Source organism: Streptomyces sp. BJ20 (assembly GCF_022869105.1).
Taxonomy (GTDB): domain Bacteria; phylum Actinomycetota; class Actinomycetes; order Streptomycetales; family Streptomycetaceae; genus Streptomyces; species Streptomyces griseoincarnatus.
Genome location: NZ_CP094918.1, coordinates 4,771,606 through 4,787,451, shown reverse-complemented (window position 1 = coordinate 4,787,451; position 15,846 = coordinate 4,771,606). Strand labels below are relative to the sequence as shown.

Annotated in this window: 15 protein-coding genes; 1 reads left to right on the top strand and 14 read right to left on the bottom strand. The window is 73.2% G+C overall.

Going from position 1 to position 15,846, the window contains the following annotated elements; translation table 11 throughout:
• Positions 1 to 46: 46 nt before the first annotated feature.
• Entirely contained in the window at positions 47 to 529 is a 483-nt protein-coding gene (locus MTR79_RS21575; protein ID WP_048459476.1) for a nuclear transport factor 2 family protein, read from the bottom strand.
• Positions 530 to 671: 142 nt separating this feature from the next.
• Here MTR79_RS21575 and MTR79_RS21570 point away from each other — a divergent pair, with 142 nt between their 5' ends.
• Positions 672 to 1,412: an SDR family oxidoreductase gene (locus tag MTR79_RS21570; protein WP_086705468.1), complete on the top strand. Its 741-nt coding sequence runs from the start codon at positions 672 to 674 to the stop codon at positions 1,410 to 1,412.
• 26 nt (positions 1,413 to 1,438) lie between these two features.
• On the opposite strand, the gene MTR79_RS21565 is transcribed toward MTR79_RS21570, so the two are convergent.
• The 13 genes from MTR79_RS21565 to MTR79_RS21505 all read right to left on the bottom strand — a co-directional run bounded on the left by MTR79_RS21565 (position 1,439) and on the right by MTR79_RS21505 (position 15,645).
• Positions 1,439 to 1,618 carry a hypothetical protein gene (locus MTR79_RS21565; protein ID WP_063823437.1) on the bottom strand — a complete coding sequence of 60 codons (180 nt, stop codon included), beginning with the start codon at positions 1,616 to 1,618 and terminating at the stop codon, positions 1,439 to 1,441.
• Between the two features lie 336 nt (positions 1,619 to 1,954).
• Positions 1,955 to 2,569: a zinc ribbon domain-containing protein gene (locus MTR79_RS21560; RefSeq protein ID WP_244791803.1), complete on the bottom strand. Its 615-nt coding sequence runs from the start codon at positions 2,567 to 2,569 to the stop codon at positions 1,955 to 1,957.
• Between the two features lie 838 nt (positions 2,570 to 3,407).
• On the bottom strand, positions 3,408 to 3,971 hold the full coding sequence (locus MTR79_RS21555) for a phage tail protein (protein WP_244791802.1): 564 nt from the start codon (positions 3,969 to 3,971) through the stop codon (positions 3,408 to 3,410).
• Positions 3,968 to 5,929: a putative baseplate assembly protein gene (locus MTR79_RS21550; protein WP_244791801.1), complete on the bottom strand. Its 1,962-nt coding sequence runs from the start codon at positions 5,927 to 5,929 to the stop codon at positions 3,968 to 3,970. Before MTR79_RS21550 ends, MTR79_RS21555 begins: the two co-directional genes overlap by 4 nt.
• Entirely contained in the window at positions 5,929 to 6,351 is a 423-nt protein-coding gene (locus MTR79_RS21545; protein WP_086700133.1) for a GPW/gp25 family protein, read from the bottom strand. The genes MTR79_RS21550 and MTR79_RS21545 overlap by 1 nt, the downstream gene beginning before the upstream one ends.
• A 168-nt stretch (positions 6,352 to 6,519) precedes the next feature.
• Entirely contained in the window at positions 6,520 to 6,858 is a 339-nt protein-coding gene (locus MTR79_RS21540; RefSeq protein WP_244791800.1) for a PAAR domain-containing protein, read from the bottom strand.
• Between the two features lie 31 nt (positions 6,859 to 6,889).
• Positions 6,890 to 8,743, bottom strand: coding sequence for a VgrG-related protein (locus MTR79_RS21535; protein ID WP_244791799.1), 1,854 nt, complete (start codon positions 8,741 to 8,743; stop codon positions 6,890 to 6,892).
• Positions 8,740 to 9,462 (bottom strand): LysM peptidoglycan-binding domain-containing protein, encoded by a 723-nt coding sequence (locus tag MTR79_RS21530; RefSeq protein ID WP_086700129.1) that lies wholly within the window; start codon positions 9,460 to 9,462, stop codon positions 8,740 to 8,742. The genes MTR79_RS21535 and MTR79_RS21530 overlap by 4 nt, the downstream gene beginning before the upstream one ends.
• 57 nt (positions 9,463 to 9,519) lie before the next feature.
• Complete coding sequence (locus tag MTR79_RS21525; RefSeq protein WP_086700127.1) at positions 9,520 to 9,945, bottom strand: phage tail protein; 426 nt, start codon at positions 9,943 to 9,945, stop codon at positions 9,520 to 9,522.
• A 3,024-nt stretch (positions 9,946 to 12,969) separates the two neighbouring features.
• The gene (locus MTR79_RS21520) at positions 12,970 to 13,128 is read right to left on the bottom strand and encodes a DUF6760 family protein (RefSeq protein ID WP_189364113.1); all 159 of its coding nucleotides are present in this window, start codon (positions 13,126 to 13,128) and stop codon (positions 12,970 to 12,972) included.
• Positions 13,125 to 13,619 (bottom strand): zinc-ribbon domain-containing protein, encoded by a 495-nt coding sequence (locus tag MTR79_RS21515; protein WP_086701620.1) that lies wholly within the window; start codon positions 13,617 to 13,619, stop codon positions 13,125 to 13,127. Before MTR79_RS21515 ends, MTR79_RS21520 begins: the two co-directional genes overlap by 4 nt.
• Entirely contained in the window at positions 13,616 to 14,056 is a 441-nt protein-coding gene (locus MTR79_RS21510; protein WP_048459432.1) for a phage tail protein, read from the bottom strand. Before MTR79_RS21510 ends, MTR79_RS21515 begins: the two co-directional genes overlap by 4 nt.
• 35 nt (positions 14,057 to 14,091) lie before the next feature.
• Positions 14,092 to 15,645 (bottom strand): phage tail sheath family protein, encoded by a 1,554-nt coding sequence (locus MTR79_RS21505; RefSeq protein WP_189364112.1) that lies wholly within the window; start codon positions 15,643 to 15,645, stop codon positions 14,092 to 14,094.
• Positions 15,646 to 15,846: the final 201 nt, after the last annotated feature.

Below are 15,846 nucleotides of genomic sequence, written 5' to 3'. Positions count from 1 at the left end.
CCCGTGATGCCTCCAGTGTGCGTCCTCGACCCGGCCGGACGCGGGTTCAGTCGATCACACCGTCCGGCCGTCCGCCGGTCGGGCGCCGCCACGTCTCCCGCACGACGACCCGGCTCAGCCGCCAGCCGTCGGGGGTGCGCACCGCCGTGAACGCGCACCGTCCGCCGCTCAGCAGGTCGAGCACGGCGGCCCCGTCCCCGCCGCCCCGGCAGACGGGGCTGACGTAGTCGGTCCGCACCTCGGCCGTGTCCCCGGTGTCCCCCTCCCACGTGCGGAGCCGTACCCGGCGGTTGACGAACAGATGCTGCCGCACGGGGAACCCGGAGAACCGCTCCGCCAGCCAGGCGGCCACCGTCCCGGAGTCCCCCTCGATACCGCCCGCGCCGCGGTGGTCCGCCCGCCCGTCCGGGGTGAACAGCCGCCGGTACGCCGCCCAGTCGCCGTCGTCGAGGGCCACCGCGTAGTCGGTGACGAGTCCGTCCAGATCAAGCCGGTCCCGTACGGTCGCGAGCTCCACACGCTGCGTCATCGGCTCAGTGTTGACCATGTGGAGGGCGCAGCCAAGGGGCGTGCGCGGACATTCCCCCGGCCCGCGGGGCCGGGCGCGACGCGGGCGGGGGCGTCTGCGAGTCTGGGGATCTTCGTTCCGCGTTCTGCGCCTGGAGGTACTCATGAAGCGTCTGGTCACGGTGGTCACCGGGGGGAGCCGCGGCATCGGCGCCGCGACCTGCCGTCGGCTGGCGGCGGAGGGGCACGACGTGGCGGTGAACTACGTGCGGGACGCCGACGCCGCCGAGAAGGTGGCCGAGGATGTGCGGGCCGCGGGGGCGCGGGCGGTGACCGTGCGGGCGGACACGTCCGTCGAGGCCGACGTGGAGCGGCTGTTCGAGGTGGCGGAGCGCGAACTCGGTCCGCTGACGGGGCTGGTGAACAACGCGGCGGTGACCGGGCCGCTCGGGCCGTTCACCGAGGTGGGTACGGACACCCTGCGGCGGGTCGTCGACGTCAACGTCGTCGGCACGCTGCTGTGCTCGCGCCGGGCCGCCCAGTTGATGACGCCGCGCGGCGAGGGCGTGATCGTGAACATCTCGTCGGGCGCCGCGACCCTGGGCAGCCCCGGAGAGTACGTGCACTACGCGGCGACCAAGGCGGCCGTGGACGCGCTGACTCTGGGACTGTCCAAGGAACTCGGTCCGGCCGGGGTGCGCGTCAACGCGGTCGCCCCGGGTCTGATCGACACGGAGATGCACGCCGCGATGGGGGCGCCGGACCGGGTCCGGGAGATGGCCGGGACCATTCCGCTCCGGCGGGCGGGACAGGCGGAGGAGATCGCGGCGGCGGTCGCCTGGCTGATGTCGCCGGACGCCTCGTACACCACGGGTACGGTGCTGAGGGTCGCGGGCGGACGCTGAGAGCGGGGGCGCGGCGCGGGCGGGCGTCAGGCCGCCTCGACGACCCGTCCGCGGATCGCCGCCGCCCACTCGACGACCAGCATCTCGTACTCCTCACGCTCCTGGGCGGACAGGGAGCCGCCCGCCCGCAGCCACAGGGCGCGGATCTGCTCGTTCACCTCGGCGGCGGACCGCACGGAACCAGGGGGCGTTAAATCGGGGGACATGCGGACAAGCCTAGGGCCATGGACTGACAGTGCGCTACCGGACGGCTACGGGACCCGTATGGGTTCGGTCACGTGCCGCGGACACGGGCCGGGTGTACGTTCCACGGCAGAACCGTTTCCGCACCGCCCGGCGCGCGTCGCGCTGTCCGTATCGCGCCATACGGCCGGGCCGTGCGTCCCCACGCGTCACTACGTGGTGCCGGCCCGGGAGCGGCTGCCCAGGGCCCGTGGGCACATCGAGCAGGGCCAGTACTTCGTGTGCACGCGCCACGGCAGACCGGGAAGACGACGGTGCCGGCGGCGACGGCCCGGGAACCGACGGCCTCGGGCCGCGAGTCAGCTCCGCTGGAAGAACTCCACCTCTGCCAGGGCCAGATGACGGCCCGGGGCGAGTCCCACGGCGGAACGCAGCACCAGCCGTACCTTCTGCACGTCGCTGTACCCGGTGGCGATCGTCTGGTCGCCCGGCTTGTCGCTGAGGGTGAGTTCCTTCTTGTGCGTGGTGCCGTCCTGCGCCGTCACCTCCAGCTCCATCTGGAGCGCGCGCGCCTGGAGGGCGTACTTCTGCGGCTCCTTGGAAGCGCCGTTGGTGATGATCACGTCGACCAGCCGGAACGGCTTGCGGAAGGTGTACGTCACCGAGGCACCCGTCGCGGGCGCGCCCCAATAGCGGTTGCTCAGCCCGTCCGTGGTGTTCTTCGCCGGGTGCCCCGGCACCGATGCGCTCGCCTCGGTGCTCATCGGCGTCACGGACGTGGCCTCGCCCAGCTTGTCCCGGGTGTCCTCGATCAGGGCGCGTCCGGCCGGCATCAGCAGGAAGCCGCCCGCGCACAGCGCCAGCACCACGAGCAGGATCACCAGGAACCGCGTCACCCCACCCGAACTCGCCCGCACCCGGCGCCGGAACGGCCACACGGTCCGCCACCACGGCAGCGGCGCGGCCTTCGCCATGGGCTTCAACTCGGCCGCACAGCGCCGGCAGAACCGGCGCTCCGGCCGATTCGGCGTCCCGCACGCCGGACAGGGCACTCCCACCCCTTCGTCCGGCACCGCCACCGGCCGTACGACGGGCCGTGCCGCCACCGGCTTCGCGGGGCGGACGGGCACGATGGCGTCCGGGTCCGATGACTCGGAGGCGGTGGCGGTGCGCGGGCGGGGGATGTTCGGGGCGGGTGGAGCGGGTCGAGCGGGTGGGGCTGGAGGAACGGGTGGGGTTGTGGGGGTTGAGGGTGCGGCGGGTGTGGCCGGCGTGGTGGGGGGAGCGTCGCCGGTACGGCGGGGCTCATCGACGTCGGTCGTTTCGCCGGGGGAGCCGCCCGTCGGCTCGGCGCTGGAGTCAGCGGCCGTCCCGCTCGTGGCCGAGCCCTGTGCCGGGGCGGCGGACCCGGTGCGGGCGTCGGTCGGTCCGGACTGGGGTGGGGAGATCGTGGGCTCGTCCGGGCCAGGGCCGGCAGCGGGGGCCGTGTCGGCGCCGGAGCCGGTGTCCGCGGGCTCCGTCGTGCTCGGCCGCCTCGGCTCGCCGCGGCCGGTCAGCCGGGCGCGGAACGACGAGGGTCGGGGCGGTGCGGCGGACTCGGGCTCGTCCGCCGGGGGTGATGCGGGCGCGGGCGCCGGAGGCTCCGGGGGTTCGGCCGGCCCCGGGGGTGCGGTTGGCTCCGGTGGCGTCGGTGCGGGTGTGTTCGGGGTCGGAGCAGCCGGTTCCGACCAGCCCAGGTACGCGCCGCAGTTGCCGCAGAAGTCGTCCGCGGAGCCGTTGGACGCCCCGCACGCGGGACATGCGCGCATGGCGTCACCTCCCTTCGTCGCCGGGCGGGCCGGGGAGGACCTCCACCCGGAATGCCGCGTGCACCGGGCACATGGCCCGGACGATCTCGCGGACCCTGGCCGGGTCCACCCGCGTCTCGCGGCCCGGCCAGACCCGGACCAGGATCTCGGCGGCGGGCTGGGGTGGCAGTTCGGTGCCGGCGGTGTTCGACCACCACGAGCCGCCGTCGCCGGTCACATCGCAGTGCACGCCGAGCGCGAGGCGCAGGGCCTCGGCAAGGCCGCGTCTGGTGCCGCGCCACCGGTGCAGCTCCACCGCGCGGACGACCGCCTCGCGGCGCAGCTCCACGGGGCACTGGGGGTCGTCGGCGGCGCCCACCCACGACGCCAGCCAGGCCAGGAAGTCGACGGGGGTGACCCGGGGGTCGAGGTAGGCGGTCAGGTTGTCGAGGGTCGCGAACACCGGGGCGAGGACGGTGTCGAGGCCGGCGGTGAAGCGCTGCGCGAAGTCGTCGTCGGCGTACAGCGCGGGCAGTTGCTCACCGATGGGGAAGCGGCTCGGCAGGCCGGGTACGGCGGCGCGGCTCATCCCCGCCCCTCCCCATCCATCGCCGTCACGACCACCTGGTGCTGGTAGGAGAAGACGAGCGCGCCCGCGGCCACGTCGATGCGGTCTTCCGGGGCGCCGCGGCGGCCGGTGACGGGGTCGGCGGGAAACAGGCGGATCTCTTCGACGAGGGCGTTGCCGGTGGCGCGTTGGAGGATGCCGAAGATCTCGCCGTACTGGACGGGCCGGCCGAAGGGCCAGCCGGTGCCGTCCGGGCCGCCGCTGAGCGGGTTGAGGTGACGGAACAGGGCGTCGAGGGCGGCGTCGCGGACGCGGTCGGTGTCGGCGGCTGCCGTCGCGAGCCGGGCGACCACGGTGACGCCCTGGTAGACCGGCGGCTCGACGACCAGGCGGGTGCCGATGAGGCGTCGTTCGTCGAGGCTCGCGGTGATGGCCTCCAGTACCTGGTCGGAGGGGATCAGCTGCTCGAAACGGAGGCGGTCGTCGCCCTCGTCGGCCACGGCGTCCGGGACGACGAGGACCCGTACCGCGCCCGGTTCCTCCGCCGCGGGCAGACAGCGGACCCGGCGTACCGAGGGCGCGGCCTGGCGGCTGATGATCTCGTAGTCCTCGGCGGTCACCGCGCGCTCCTGCATACGCAGCACTTCCGGCGCCCGCAGCTTGGCGTTCTCCACCGTCTCGCCCGCGACGCCGCCGCGTGCCGCCTCCCGGTTGGTGACCTGGGCGATGTACGGAACGGAGCTGAGCAGCACGGAGATCGCGCCGCGGGCGACGTTGCCCGCGGGGCCGCCGCCGGTGCGGTACCGGGCCACGCGTATGTGGGCGCCCTTGGGCGGTACGGCGCCGCACTGCCGCAGCGTGCCGTCCGGTTCGCGCAGCACCGGCGGGAAGGCGAACTCACCGTTGGTGGCATCCACGCGGACGTGCCGGTCGGCGGGGTCGGAGCGGCCGAAGTGGTCGACCACGGCCCAGCGTTGCCAGCCCTCGGCCGAGGACACCTCCACCACCGGGGGCTCGCCGTCGAGGAGGACCGGCGGGCGGCCGAGCCGGAACGTCTGTCCCGCGACGCCCTCCGAGGTGCCGAGCGGAACGTCGGTCACGGTCTCGGCGTGCTCGACGGACATGGTGCCGCCGACGGTGAACACCTCCGCCTCGCGCACCGTCGGGGACTCCGAGTAGAACGGCTGGCCCGGCTCCGCCTCGGTGACCCGGCAGCGCAGCCAGCCGGCCCTGGTTCCGCCGATCACCGACGCGGTGTGCCTGGCCGGTACGTGCACGATGACCTCGCCGGGCCGGTTCAGACCGCCGGTGGTGTCCGTACCGGTCTCGCAGAGCTGCCAGCCACCGCCGTCCCACGCCTCCCACACCAGCGGGGGCTGGCGCGGGTCCACACCGACGCCCTCCACGCGGCTGTCCAGGCGCACCGCGACGATGCAGCGCGGCACCGCCGTCGGCAGGCCGAACAGCAGTGCGTCGCCCGGCTCCGGTGCCGCCTGGAAGCAGGGGATGTCGTGGCCGTCGGCGAGCGTACCGGTCATGTCGGTCTGCTCACCGGTCCGGGGCGCGGTCACCAGACGGGTCAACTCGCTGGGCACGATGCGTAGTTCGTCCGTGGTCGCGAACACCACGGGCTCGTCGCTCTCGCCGCCCGCGGTGGTCACCTCGGTGCCCGCGGACAGCGCGACGGTGTCGGGCTGCGGCGCCGACAGCCAGAAGTCGACGTCGGCGGAGGCCGCGGCGGGCGGGAACAGGCCGATGCTCAACAGGTCGAGGAAAGCTGTGTAGTTCTTGTCCGGGACCCGGTTCAGCCGGTACAGCAGCTGGTCCACCATGTAGGCGAACGTCTCGATCAAGGTGACGCCCGGGTCGGAGACGTTGTGGTCGGTCCACTCCGGCGTGCGCTGCTGCACATACCGCTTTGCCTCGTCGACGAGTTGCTGGAACCGTCGGTCGTCCAGGTTGGGGGAGGGCAGGGCCATCAGTCCGCGACCAATTCCTCGGCCCCCTCCTCGGAGGGGATCGTGTAGAAGGGGAAGACCAGGTTGCGCCGGTCGTTGGTGGAACGCAGGGTGTAGTGCACGTCGATGTAGAGGGTGCCGTCCTCGACGGCGTCGAAGGCGACGATCACGTCCTCCACCGCGACGCGCGGCTCCCACCGCTCCAGGGCCTCGCGCACCTGCTGGGCGATACGTCCGGCGGTGGCGCCGTCGCCGGGGGCGAAGACGTAGTCGTGGATGCCGCAGCCGAACTCGGGGCGCATGGGGCGCTCGCCCGGCGCGGTGCCGAGGATCAGGCGGATCGCCTCCTCGATCTCCCGCTCCCGCTCGACCATGGCGATCCCGCCGGTCGGCCCGACCCGCAGCGGAAACCCCCAGCCGCGTCCGACGAACCGCTCGCTCATCACACACCTCCGGCCGGGAAGCCGGGGGCACCGGGCACCATCACAGCGCCACACGCGGGATGCCCGCCCCGCAGCCGGAGCAGAGAGACGCGCCGAATGAACCGCGCGCTCACCACACGCCCCCGATCACGACGTCCAAGCTGCCAGGCACGGTCGGTGCGCCGCGCATCACACGCCTCCGATCAGGACGTTCGGGGCGCCCATCATGATCATCGCGCCGCACGTGGTCCGGTCCCGCATCCGGGCGGCCGGCAACCCGCCGATGAGGACGTGGCCCTTGGCGAGCGCGCTCGTGTCGGGCTTGATCACATTGGCCGGTCCCAGAGCGGCGTGCGGCGGTATCGGGCAGGTGATCACGCTGCCCACGCCGCCGACGGGGCTGGTGGCGACGGCGGCGGGTTTGCCGCCGATCAGCACGCGCATCACCGCCTGAGCGGCGGGGCCGGCCGGCAGGGCGATCGCCCCGCCGTGGTTGGTGGGGTCACCGGTACGGGCTGCGGGTGGCATGCGGTCCTCCTTGGGAAGGTGAGGTCGGGGGTCAGTTGATCCGGATGAGCTTGGCCTTGAGGACGCCGAGCAGACCGCCGTCGACGGTGACGCCCGTGCGGCCCTTGATGTTCACGTTCTGGCTGCTGTCGATGTCCACCGTGCGGCCGCCGATCTTCACCCCGACCCTGCCCTGGATCTCCACGTTCCGGCCGGACACGCTCACGTTGCCCCGCCGCGCGTCCAGGGTGATGCCCTTCTTGTCGAGCAGGACGGAGGTGAGGGGGCGGACGCCGCCTCTGCCGGCGTACACCGTCAGCTCGATCGTGCCCTTCCGTTGGTCGACCTTTATTTCGAGGCGCTCGTCGGCGGATGCGAGCCTGAGCCCGGACTGGCCCGGCGCCCTCGCGTCCAGCAGCTCCATCCGGTGCCCGGAACGCGACACGATGGAGCGGCGGTTGACCTTGCCGGTGGTCTCGTCGATCAGCTTGACCTTGTGGGGCGAGGGCTTGTCGACGCCGTTGTAGAGCCCGCCGATGACGTACGGGCTGTCCAGCAGGCCCTGTTCGAAGCCGACCAGGACTTCGTCGTTGACCTCGGGGCTGACGACGCCTCCGCCGCCCTTGCCGCCCCACTGCACGGTGCGCACCCAGTCGGTGGTGTAGGTGTCGTCCAGCCAGGGGAACTTCAGCTTCACGCCGCCGTTCTGAGCGAGGCCCGGCTCCCGTACGTCCGTCACCACGCCGATCGCCAGGCCCGGTATGCGCGGGCCACGGGCCGGTGCGTTGGCGCCGGTCACCAGGCCGGTCAGGGAGCGGTCGGGGCTGGCGCTGACCCAGACCGTCGTCCGGTAGCCGCCGTCCGGTTCGAGGATGTGCTGCACCGCGGTCGCCGTGTACTTGCCGGAGAACGCCTGCCCCACGTTGCCGAGCGTCACGGGCTTGCCGGCCCTCAGCAGGGGGTTGCCCTCGGCCACCACCTCCAGCTCCGCGAAGCCCGCGCTGACGTGAGCGGCCGTAGCCTCCGCGACCGCCTTCACTTCGGCCTGGGTCCGGTACGGCGTGTCGGTGACGGTCAGCTTCGACGACTTGCCGAACCGGGCGGCGAGCGCCGGGCTCAGGCCCGGCACCACCGTGTCACTGTCCACCGACGGCACAGGGGCGGACACCAGCGGCTTCTTCGTGGTGACGTTCCAGCCGCGCACCTCCACCTGCTGCGCGCCGTCGGCGGCCGACAGGGAGGCCCGTAGCGCCAGCAGATTGCGGCCGTACTCCAGCACCATCGGGTTCTTGGCCGCCGAGGTCGACGGCGCGGGCGCGCCGGACGCCTTCCTCGGCGTGGTGAACTGCAGCAGCCCCTTGTCGTCGACGCGCACCTGCGCGCCGCTCTCGGCGGCCAGGAACTGCAGGAAGTCCCAGTCGGACACGTTCGCCTGGGAGAGCTGCTTGTAGGTGACCGGCGCGGCCTGCACGGTGCCGCAGGTCAGCCCCGCCCCGGCGGCCACCTTGCGGACGATCGCCGACGCGGTCATGTTCCGGTACGCCACGACCTTCCGGCCCCGCTGCAGGCGGTGCGCCCTGGAATAGGCGCGCACCACCGTGAACGAGCCCGTGCGGTCCCGGTCCACCTCCAGAGCGGTCACCTCGCCGTTGAACAGCCGCTCACGGGCCTGCCCGGTCACGGTCATCACCGAGACCTTGAGCGGGGTGCCGATGGTGATGCCGGTCTTCTTCAGGAACTCGTGGTCGGGGTCGCGGAAGGTGAGCACCGCCGCGTCCGGCAGGCCCACGTTCTCGTCGACCACGCAGCTCACCAGCTGGGCGGCCCAGACCGGCGGAAGTTCACTCGGCGCCTCCACGACGGGGTCCGCCGCGAAGGACCGGCCGTCCCGTGCCCCGGTTGTCATCGTTCCTCCTCAGCGCCCGCGTCGCTCAGTGCCGGCACCACCAGTTCGGTGCCGGGTACGAGCGTCATCGGGTCGTCGATGTCGTTCGCCTCCGCGATGGCCCGCCAGGCCGTCGCGTCGCCGTATTCCTGCCAGGCCAGCAGCGCCAGGCTGTCGCCCGCCACGACGGTGTGCGTGCTGCGGGCGGTGCGCGCGCCGGACGTGGGGTTCTGGCCCGCCGGGCCGACGCTCGCCTCCTCGATCGACAGCCGGCAGGTGGCCCGTAGCGGCTTGCCGTCCACGTCGAACAACGTGTACGTCACGGACAGGCTGGAGAGCACTCCGTCGAACGAGGTCGTCCGCGCGGTGCCCCACTCGAACCGCACCCACGGGCTGGCCGGCTTCTTGCGGCCCAGGCTGGCCTTGGTCGGCACACAGGCCTTCATCAGCTTCTCCACCGCCTGCTCCACGGAGTTGTCGTGCTTGGCTGTGGCGTCCAGGAAGACCTCGAGGCTCAGCGTGCGCGGGCCGCTGCCGACGAACTCCGGCAGCGCCGACTCCGCCGCCATACGGGACGGGGTGCGCCGCCACTCGGTGGTCTTGCTCAGCTCCAGGGTGGAGGGGTTGAACTGGAGGTTGATCCGCGCGAGCGTCCCGCCGGGCTTCGCACCGACCGAGGCAGGGGGTTCCTTCAGGGTCAGCTGAGCCCTGGCCCGACTGGTGCGGGATGCTTCGGACACGCCGGGACTTCCTTTCCGGGACGATCACACGGGCGGCGGGCGGTTCATGAGGGCGGGTCAGGATGGGCTCAGCCCCTCGTGGGCGATCTCCAGCGTCTCCACCGCCGCCTCCGAGCTGCTGGGGTCGAAGGACGGGCCCTGCCAGCGCACCGGCACGATCCCGAACACCTGCCAGCTGATGATCCGGGTCAGGTCCGGTTTCAGCGCCACGATCTCGCCGTCCTTGGGCTCCACCCGCTTGAGCGTCTCGTCGAGCCAGCGGGCGATCTTCGCCGTGTCCTTGGTGACCGGCCGGGTGAGGGTGATGTTCGACCAGGTCACCCGCCCGGGCAGGTTGTGGGTGAAGCCGTTGTTGCCGCCCTCGGCATAGGTCTCGATCTCGATCTCGGCGCCCATGCCGGAGCAGGTGTGGAAGGCGCCCAGGTCGTTGCCGCCGATCACGAGCTTGAAGAACACGCTCGTCGCGAAGATGTTGTCCGTCATTCGTCCGTCATCCGTTCCGTGCCGGGCCCTCAGCGGCGTCCGTCGTAGGGGCGGCCTGTACGTTCCCGCCCACGCCGCAGCTCGGTACGCAGCAGCCGGGCCACCGGGTCGATCAGGCGGCGCGCCAGCTCGTCCAGGTCCATGCCGGGGTCCTGCGGTGTCTCGGCACGGTGTGCTGTGCGCTTGGCGGAGGCGGTCCCGCCGGCGGCGGAACCCGTGGAAACCGTTCCCGAACGGCCGCTCCTCTGCTGGGACTTGACTGTCTCGGCGAGGTCACCGGCCGCGGAGACCGGTTGCCGGCGGGGCGTCGGGAGCGCCTTGTCCATACCCCCCGGGAGTGCGGAGTCGTCCGCGCTGTGGGGCGCGCGCTGGACGGGGGTCGCCGCGCCGCGGGTCCCGCCGCCCGGGGCAGCGGCCCGGGGGCGGACCACGGGGACCGGCCCCGCCGATGCCGGGGCCGATCCCTGGGTGGGCGACGGACGGTCCGTGAGCGGCGGCGTCTGCGGGGCGGTCACCGGCAGGGACCGCCCGGGGGCGTGCGCGGCAGAGCTGGGCGCGCCGTGCGCCTCGCGGTGGGGCGGAGCAAGCTGTACGACGGGGACGCGCTGGACTGCGGCGGAGGAACTGGGCGTTGGCACAACGGAGTTCCGCGCTCCGGGGCCTGGGGCCGCGGACCGCTGCACGTGAGGCGTCGCCTGGGTCGCCACGGACGGGCCCGGCGACGGATGCGCGGGGGTCCCGGTGTCGCCCTGGCCGTGGGGGGCAGCCGGGTCGCCCGGCCAGTGCATCGGCACCACGGGACGGTTGCCGGAGCGGGCGGCGGTGGGCTGTGCGGCGCCTTCCGGGGCCCGGGTGCTCAGGGTGAGCGGGCGCGCGGGCAGCAGCTGGAGGGTGAGGGGAACCGCCGGGGCGGACGATGCCGCGGTGCCGGTGAGGGGGCGCGGGTCGGCTGCGCCAGAGGTCCGAGCGGTGCCTGTGGTGCCTTGAGTGCGGGGTGCCGCCTGGACGGAGGGCGCTGCGGAACCGGTCACCGGGAGAGGACCCGGGTCGGCTGCGCCGGAGGTCCGAGCGGCGCGGGGGGCCGCCGGGGCGGTGGGCTCATCGGTGGCCGGGGTCCGAGCGTCCGGAGTGCCTTCGGCCAGGGCGCGGGCCACCACGACCGGGTCCGGGGCGCCGGGAATCGAGGGCGTCTGCGCGCCGGGGCGTGGGGCGTTCCCGGCCGGGGCTGTCGCGCTCACGGGGCCTTCCGACGCGGTGGCCGCGGACAGGGCCACCAGGGGTGTGGCGGGTCCGCCTGCGCGGTCCGTCGGGTGGCCGGGTGACGTGGGGCCCCCAGGGGTGGAGGGGTTCGTGACGCGGCGCTGGACGTCGTCCGGCCCCAGCAGCGGCGCGTCCGCTCCGCCCTCTCCGCGCGCGGGCGGTGCGGTCTCGGTGGGCGTACGGTCGCGGTCCGGCGCGGTTGCGGAGCTGCGGTCGTCCTGGCGGGCCGGAGCGCGCTGGATGTCTGGGCCGGACGCGGGCGCCGGGCGAGAAGCGCGGGCACCGGACGAGGCGGAACCGGGCACATCGGCGCTCGGCGGCAGCGCGGGCAGCGGCGCGCCCAGACCGCCACGCGCACGCGCCCCGGACCGCCCCGCGTCGGACGCCCGGCGCGGCGCGGGGCCCTCCTGAGCCGTGCCCTGCACACCGCCCTCCGACGCGCCGCCGCCTTCTGTCTGTCGCTGAACGACGGGAAGCGCCGGACCGGGCGCGGGACGGGAGGTGGGGGTGCCTTCCGCCAACGGTGTCGCCGTGGACGGCAGTTCACTCAGCGGGGCACCGAGAGGGGCACGGCTGCCCGTGCGCGCGGCGGCACGCTGTACGGGCGCCGTCGTCCCGGCCGCCGATGCCGAGGAAGCGCCTGACGCGCCAGAGGCCGGGCGGTTGCCGGGCGCCGGAGGGGCGGCCGGCCGCAGCGCGCGAACGCGGCGCACGGGTCCGGCCTGGCGCCGGGCGACGGTCAGGCGAGGCCCCGCCGGGCGGAGCTGGACGGCCACTTGGGGCGCGACGGCACCGGAGGCAGGGGATACCTCCGACCGTGCCCCCGTCGCCGCGCGCCGGACGGCCGGCCCGGAAGGCGTACGACCCCACGAACCTCCCGGCGACCGGGATGCACTCCCGGAGTCCGAACCGGACACGCCGGTACGGCCCACCGCCGCGTCGGCGGTCGCACCCGGGACCACCGTGACCCGTCGTATCAACGGAATCTCGCGAGCGACAGCCGAACGGCCGGTGTCGGTGGGCGTCACGACCGGGGCCGTGACCGGCTCCACAGCCCGTTGAACAGCGGGAGCCGACGAGGACAGTACGGCGGGAGAATCCGCGGACGTGATGCCGCGGCTGCGCGGAGCACCTGCCGAGCGGGACGTCGCACCGGACGAACCCGGATCCGAGCCCGACGAACCGGATGCCGCAGAACCAGCCGCCGTCGACGGCCCCGCCCCCGGCCGCACCCGACGCGCGACCGGAGTCGCGCCGGCGCCCGAGGTGCCGGCGTTCCCGGCGTCCGACGCACCCCCCGACACCCCGTCCGCCCCCTCCGGCCGCACCGCCCGAAGCAGCAGCGGCCCCCCACCGGTCCGGGTCGGCCGTGGAGCGGCCGGGCGGGTGACCCCGCGGACCAGGCCGGTCGGAGCCGTCGGCAGCAAGGCGTGGCCGAGGCCGTTGTCGAAGGACGGGTTCTGCCAGGAGGCGAGGCCCGCGCGGAAGGTGAGGCCGTCGCTCACGCCGAGCGGGGCACGGGCCACGGTGAGGGGCGGCGGCGCGGTACGGCGCCAGCCGCCGTCCCAGTCGCCGGGCATGGAGGAGCCGGAGGCACCGGACGTGCCCCCGCCGTCACCCGCCGGACTCGGTGCAGACCCGGACGAACCGCCGGAACCGGACCGGCCGCCACCCCCGGCGCCGGAGCCCTCCGTACGCCGCGCGCGACCCGCGGCGTCCGCTCCGGCGGCCCGGCGGCGCAGCCTGTCCCGCCATGCCATGTGCTCAACCGCCTTCGTTCATGCGGGCGTTGATACGGGCGATCTCGGCCACCCACTGCTGGCGTTCACCGTGGGTCAGATCGAGGATCTCCTCGCGCTGCCAGTGGAAGTGATAGGCGATGTACGCGATCTCCTCCCGGAGCCGGGGAAGGGCGTACGTCACGATTCCCCCAGGCGCCCACCCGAGAGGTCGACCTCGAAGCCGCCCTCGCAGTGCGGACAGGTGACCGCGGCGCGGGTGTGGCCCTCGCTGTTGACGCGGCGGTAGAAGTCCTGGAGGAACGCCACGTCGGTGGCGTACATCCGCTCCACGATCCCGGCGTGCACATCGGTGATGTTGCCGAGCCGGGTGATCACCTGGCTCAGCAGCACCACGCTCAGGTACGCCGGGTTCTCCTTGACCCGCAGGTCGATCTGGGGCCGCAGTTCATCGCGGGCGGTGGCCAGACGCATCGAGCCGTGCCGGTGCACCGTGCCCTCGTCGTCGACGTACCCGCGCGGCAGTTCGAACTCGAACTCGGTGCGCAGCCCGTGGTCCTCCACGCGCGGCGGGGCGGCGGCCGGGGTGGCCGACGCCTGCTCCGACACCTGGGCGGGCGCCGTCACCTGGAGGATCTCGTCCAGGTTGCCCGCCGTGACCGTACGGCGCCTCATTCGACGACGATCTCCTCGAACACGATCGTGACGGACTCGGTGGCCGGGGAGGACTCGCCCGCCTTCAGGGACGGGCCCTCCCACTTGGAGGCCCAGCCCTGCATCAGCTGGATACGGCGGACCGTGTTGCCCTCGGTGTCCTTGATCTCGATGGTGAGGTTCTGCCGCGCCGAGTTCACCGCGCCGTTGTTCAGTGTCTCCTTGATCCACTTGGTGAACTCGCTGCTCTGGTCGAGTCCCCGGGTGATCGTGATCTCACCGGCCTGCCGGGCGCCGGGCTGCTTGCGGATGATCTGCTTGCCCTCGGCGCTGACCTGCTTGACCTCGACGACCTCCTCCTCGACGGTCAGCCCGCTGATCTCCTGGATCGACTCGACCAGGTAGCCACCGAGTTGCACGCCGAAGACGTGGGTGGAAAGAGCATCGCCCGTTGCCATGACTGTCTGTCACCTTTCCTTGAGGACCCGTCGGGTCACTCGTCGATGAGGCTGGTGGTGTCGGAGAACTGGGCCAGCCGGAACACCACGAACTCGGCGGGCCTGACCGGCGAGACTCCGATCTCGCAGACGACCCGGCCCTGGTCGATGGACTCCTGCGGGTTGTTGTCGCGGTCGCACTTGACGTAGAACGCCTCTTCGGCGGTGCGGCCGAAGAGCGCGCCCCGGCGCCATTCCTCCTGGAGGAACGCCGTGACGTTGCGGCGGATGCTCGCCCACAGCCGGTCGTCGTTCGGTTCGAAGACCACCCACTGGGTGCCCAGGAGGATGGACTCCTCCAGGTAGTTGAACAGGCGGCGCACGTTGAGGTAGCGCCAGGCCGGGTCGGAGGAGAGGGTGCGGGCACCCCAGATCCGGATACCGCGGCCGGGGAAGGCCCGTACGCAGTTCACGCCGATCGGGTTCAGCAGGTCCTGCTCGCCCTTGCTGAGCCGGATCTCCAGGTCGACCGCACCGCGGATGACCTCGTTGGCAGGCGCCTTGTGCACCCCGCGCTCGCCGTCGCTGCGCGCCCACACACCGGCGATGTGACCACTCGGCGGGACGGTGGTGTTGCGTCCGGCGGCCGGGTCGAAGACCCGCACCCACGGGTAGTAGAGGGTGGCGTAACGGGAGTCGTAGCCCGCCTCGTCGTTGCGCCAGGTGCGCACCTGCTGGGCGGAGAGCCCGGGCGGGCTGTCCAGGACGGCCACCCGGTCGCCCATCTGCTCGCAGTGCGAGATCACGGCGAGCTGCACGGTGCGGACGCCCTCGGCGTCGATGTCGCCGCGCTGATAGGCGCTCATCAGGTCCGGCACCGCGACCATGGTGATCTCGTCGATGGTCTCCAGGCCGCCGAACCCGGTGCGGGCCGCGGAGTCGCCGACGTACTCGGCGGGGTCGAGGCGGGCCACCTCGCCGGCGCCGTTCGTGGCGGGGGCGCCCGGGGCATCGGGGATCGCCAGGGTCTGCGTTGCGGGCTTGGTCTGGGCGGCGCCGCGCTGCTCGGTGACCTCGATCAGCTTGGAGGCGCGGGCTTGGTTGACCAGATAGCCCTTGACGTTCTTGCGGGTGGACGTCTCGTACGTCTCCACCACCTCGTCGCCCTTGCGGACCAGCAGCATGAAGCGGTCCTCCGGCGGGTTCTCACCGCCTGCGTCGGCGACCTCCACCGACACCCCGGTCACGCCCGGCTTGGCCGTGACCAGGAAGCCGCCCAGCTCCACGGCCTTGGCCTCCCGCTTCCCCCGGGCGCCGGTCACCGACGGGGCGGAGGTGTCCTCGGCGGAGCCGCCGATGCGCACCACGTACGCGGCGCCGCCGCCGTTGGAGAAGTACCCGTAGACCGAGTGGGCCAGGTAGGTGCCCTCGGTGAAGCCACCGAACTCCTGGGTGTACTGGTCCCAGCTGGTGACCAGCGTCGGCGTGTGGAAGGGTCCGCGCTCGGCGAACCCGACGAACGCGGCGACGGCGGTGCCGACCCCTTCGATCGGTCGGGCACCGGACTGCACCTCCTCCACGTACACGCCCGGGGTGAGGTACGTCGGCATGTTCGCTCCTTAGCGTCCTTGCTTGTCACCTGTGTCCAGGCCGAGTCTGCGGGGGCGGACGGGGCAGGTGACAGGGACCTGGGGACCTGGTCGGGGGCAGGCCCGCTGCCTTTCCGTACCTCCCGCACGGACCGTCCGGACATCACCCGCCGTTGCCCTCACGCTGCCCGTACGGACATGGACGCCCGCTCGGCGCGTGCT

Excerpts from the sequence above, each read along its gene's own strand:
- MTR79_RS21575 (WP_048459476.1), bottom strand. The coding sequence starts at position 529 with ATGACGCAGCGTGTGGAGCTCGCGACCGTACGGGACCGGCTTGATCTG.
- MTR79_RS21570 (WP_086705468.1), top strand. The coding sequence starts at position 672 with ATGAAGCGTCTGGTCACGGTGGTCACCGGGGGGAGCCGCGGCATCGGC.
- MTR79_RS21565 (WP_063823437.1), bottom strand. The coding sequence starts at position 1,618 with ATGTCCCCCGATTTAACGCCCCCTGGTTCCGTGCGGTCCGCCGCCGAG.
- MTR79_RS21560 (WP_244791803.1), bottom strand. The coding sequence starts at position 2,569 with ATGGCGAAGGCCGCGCCGCTGCCGTGGTGGCGGACCGTGTGGCCGTTC.
- MTR79_RS21555 (WP_244791802.1), bottom strand. The coding sequence starts at position 3,971 with ATGAGCCGCGCCGCCGTACCCGGCCTGCCGAGCCGCTTCCCCATCGGT.
- MTR79_RS21550 (WP_244791801.1), bottom strand. The coding sequence starts at position 5,929 with ATGGCCCTGCCCTCCCCCAACCTGGACGACCGACGGTTCCAGCAACTC.
- MTR79_RS21545 (WP_086700133.1), bottom strand. The coding sequence starts at position 6,351 with ATGAGCGAGCGGTTCGTCGGACGCGGCTGGGGGTTTCCGCTGCGGGTC.
- MTR79_RS21540 (WP_244791800.1), bottom strand. The coding sequence starts at position 6,858 with ATGCCACCCGCAGCCCGTACCGGTGACCCCACCAACCACGGCGGGGCG.
- MTR79_RS21535 (WP_244791799.1), bottom strand. The coding sequence starts at position 8,743 with ATGACAACCGGGGCACGGGACGGCCGGTCCTTCGCGGCGGACCCCGTC.
- MTR79_RS21525 (WP_086700127.1), bottom strand. The coding sequence starts at position 9,945 with ATGACGGACAACATCTTCGCGACGAGCGTGTTCTTCAAGCTCGTGATC.
- MTR79_RS21515 (WP_086701620.1), bottom strand. The coding sequence starts at position 13,619 with ATGAGGCGCCGTACGGTCACGGCGGGCAACCTGGACGAGATCCTCCAG.
- MTR79_RS21510 (WP_048459432.1), bottom strand. The coding sequence starts at position 14,056 with ATGGCAACGGGCGATGCTCTTTCCACCCACGTCTTCGGCGTGCAACTC.
- MTR79_RS21505 (WP_189364112.1), bottom strand. The coding sequence starts at position 15,645 with ATGCCGACGTACCTCACCCCGGGCGTGTACGTGGAGGAGGTGCAGTCC.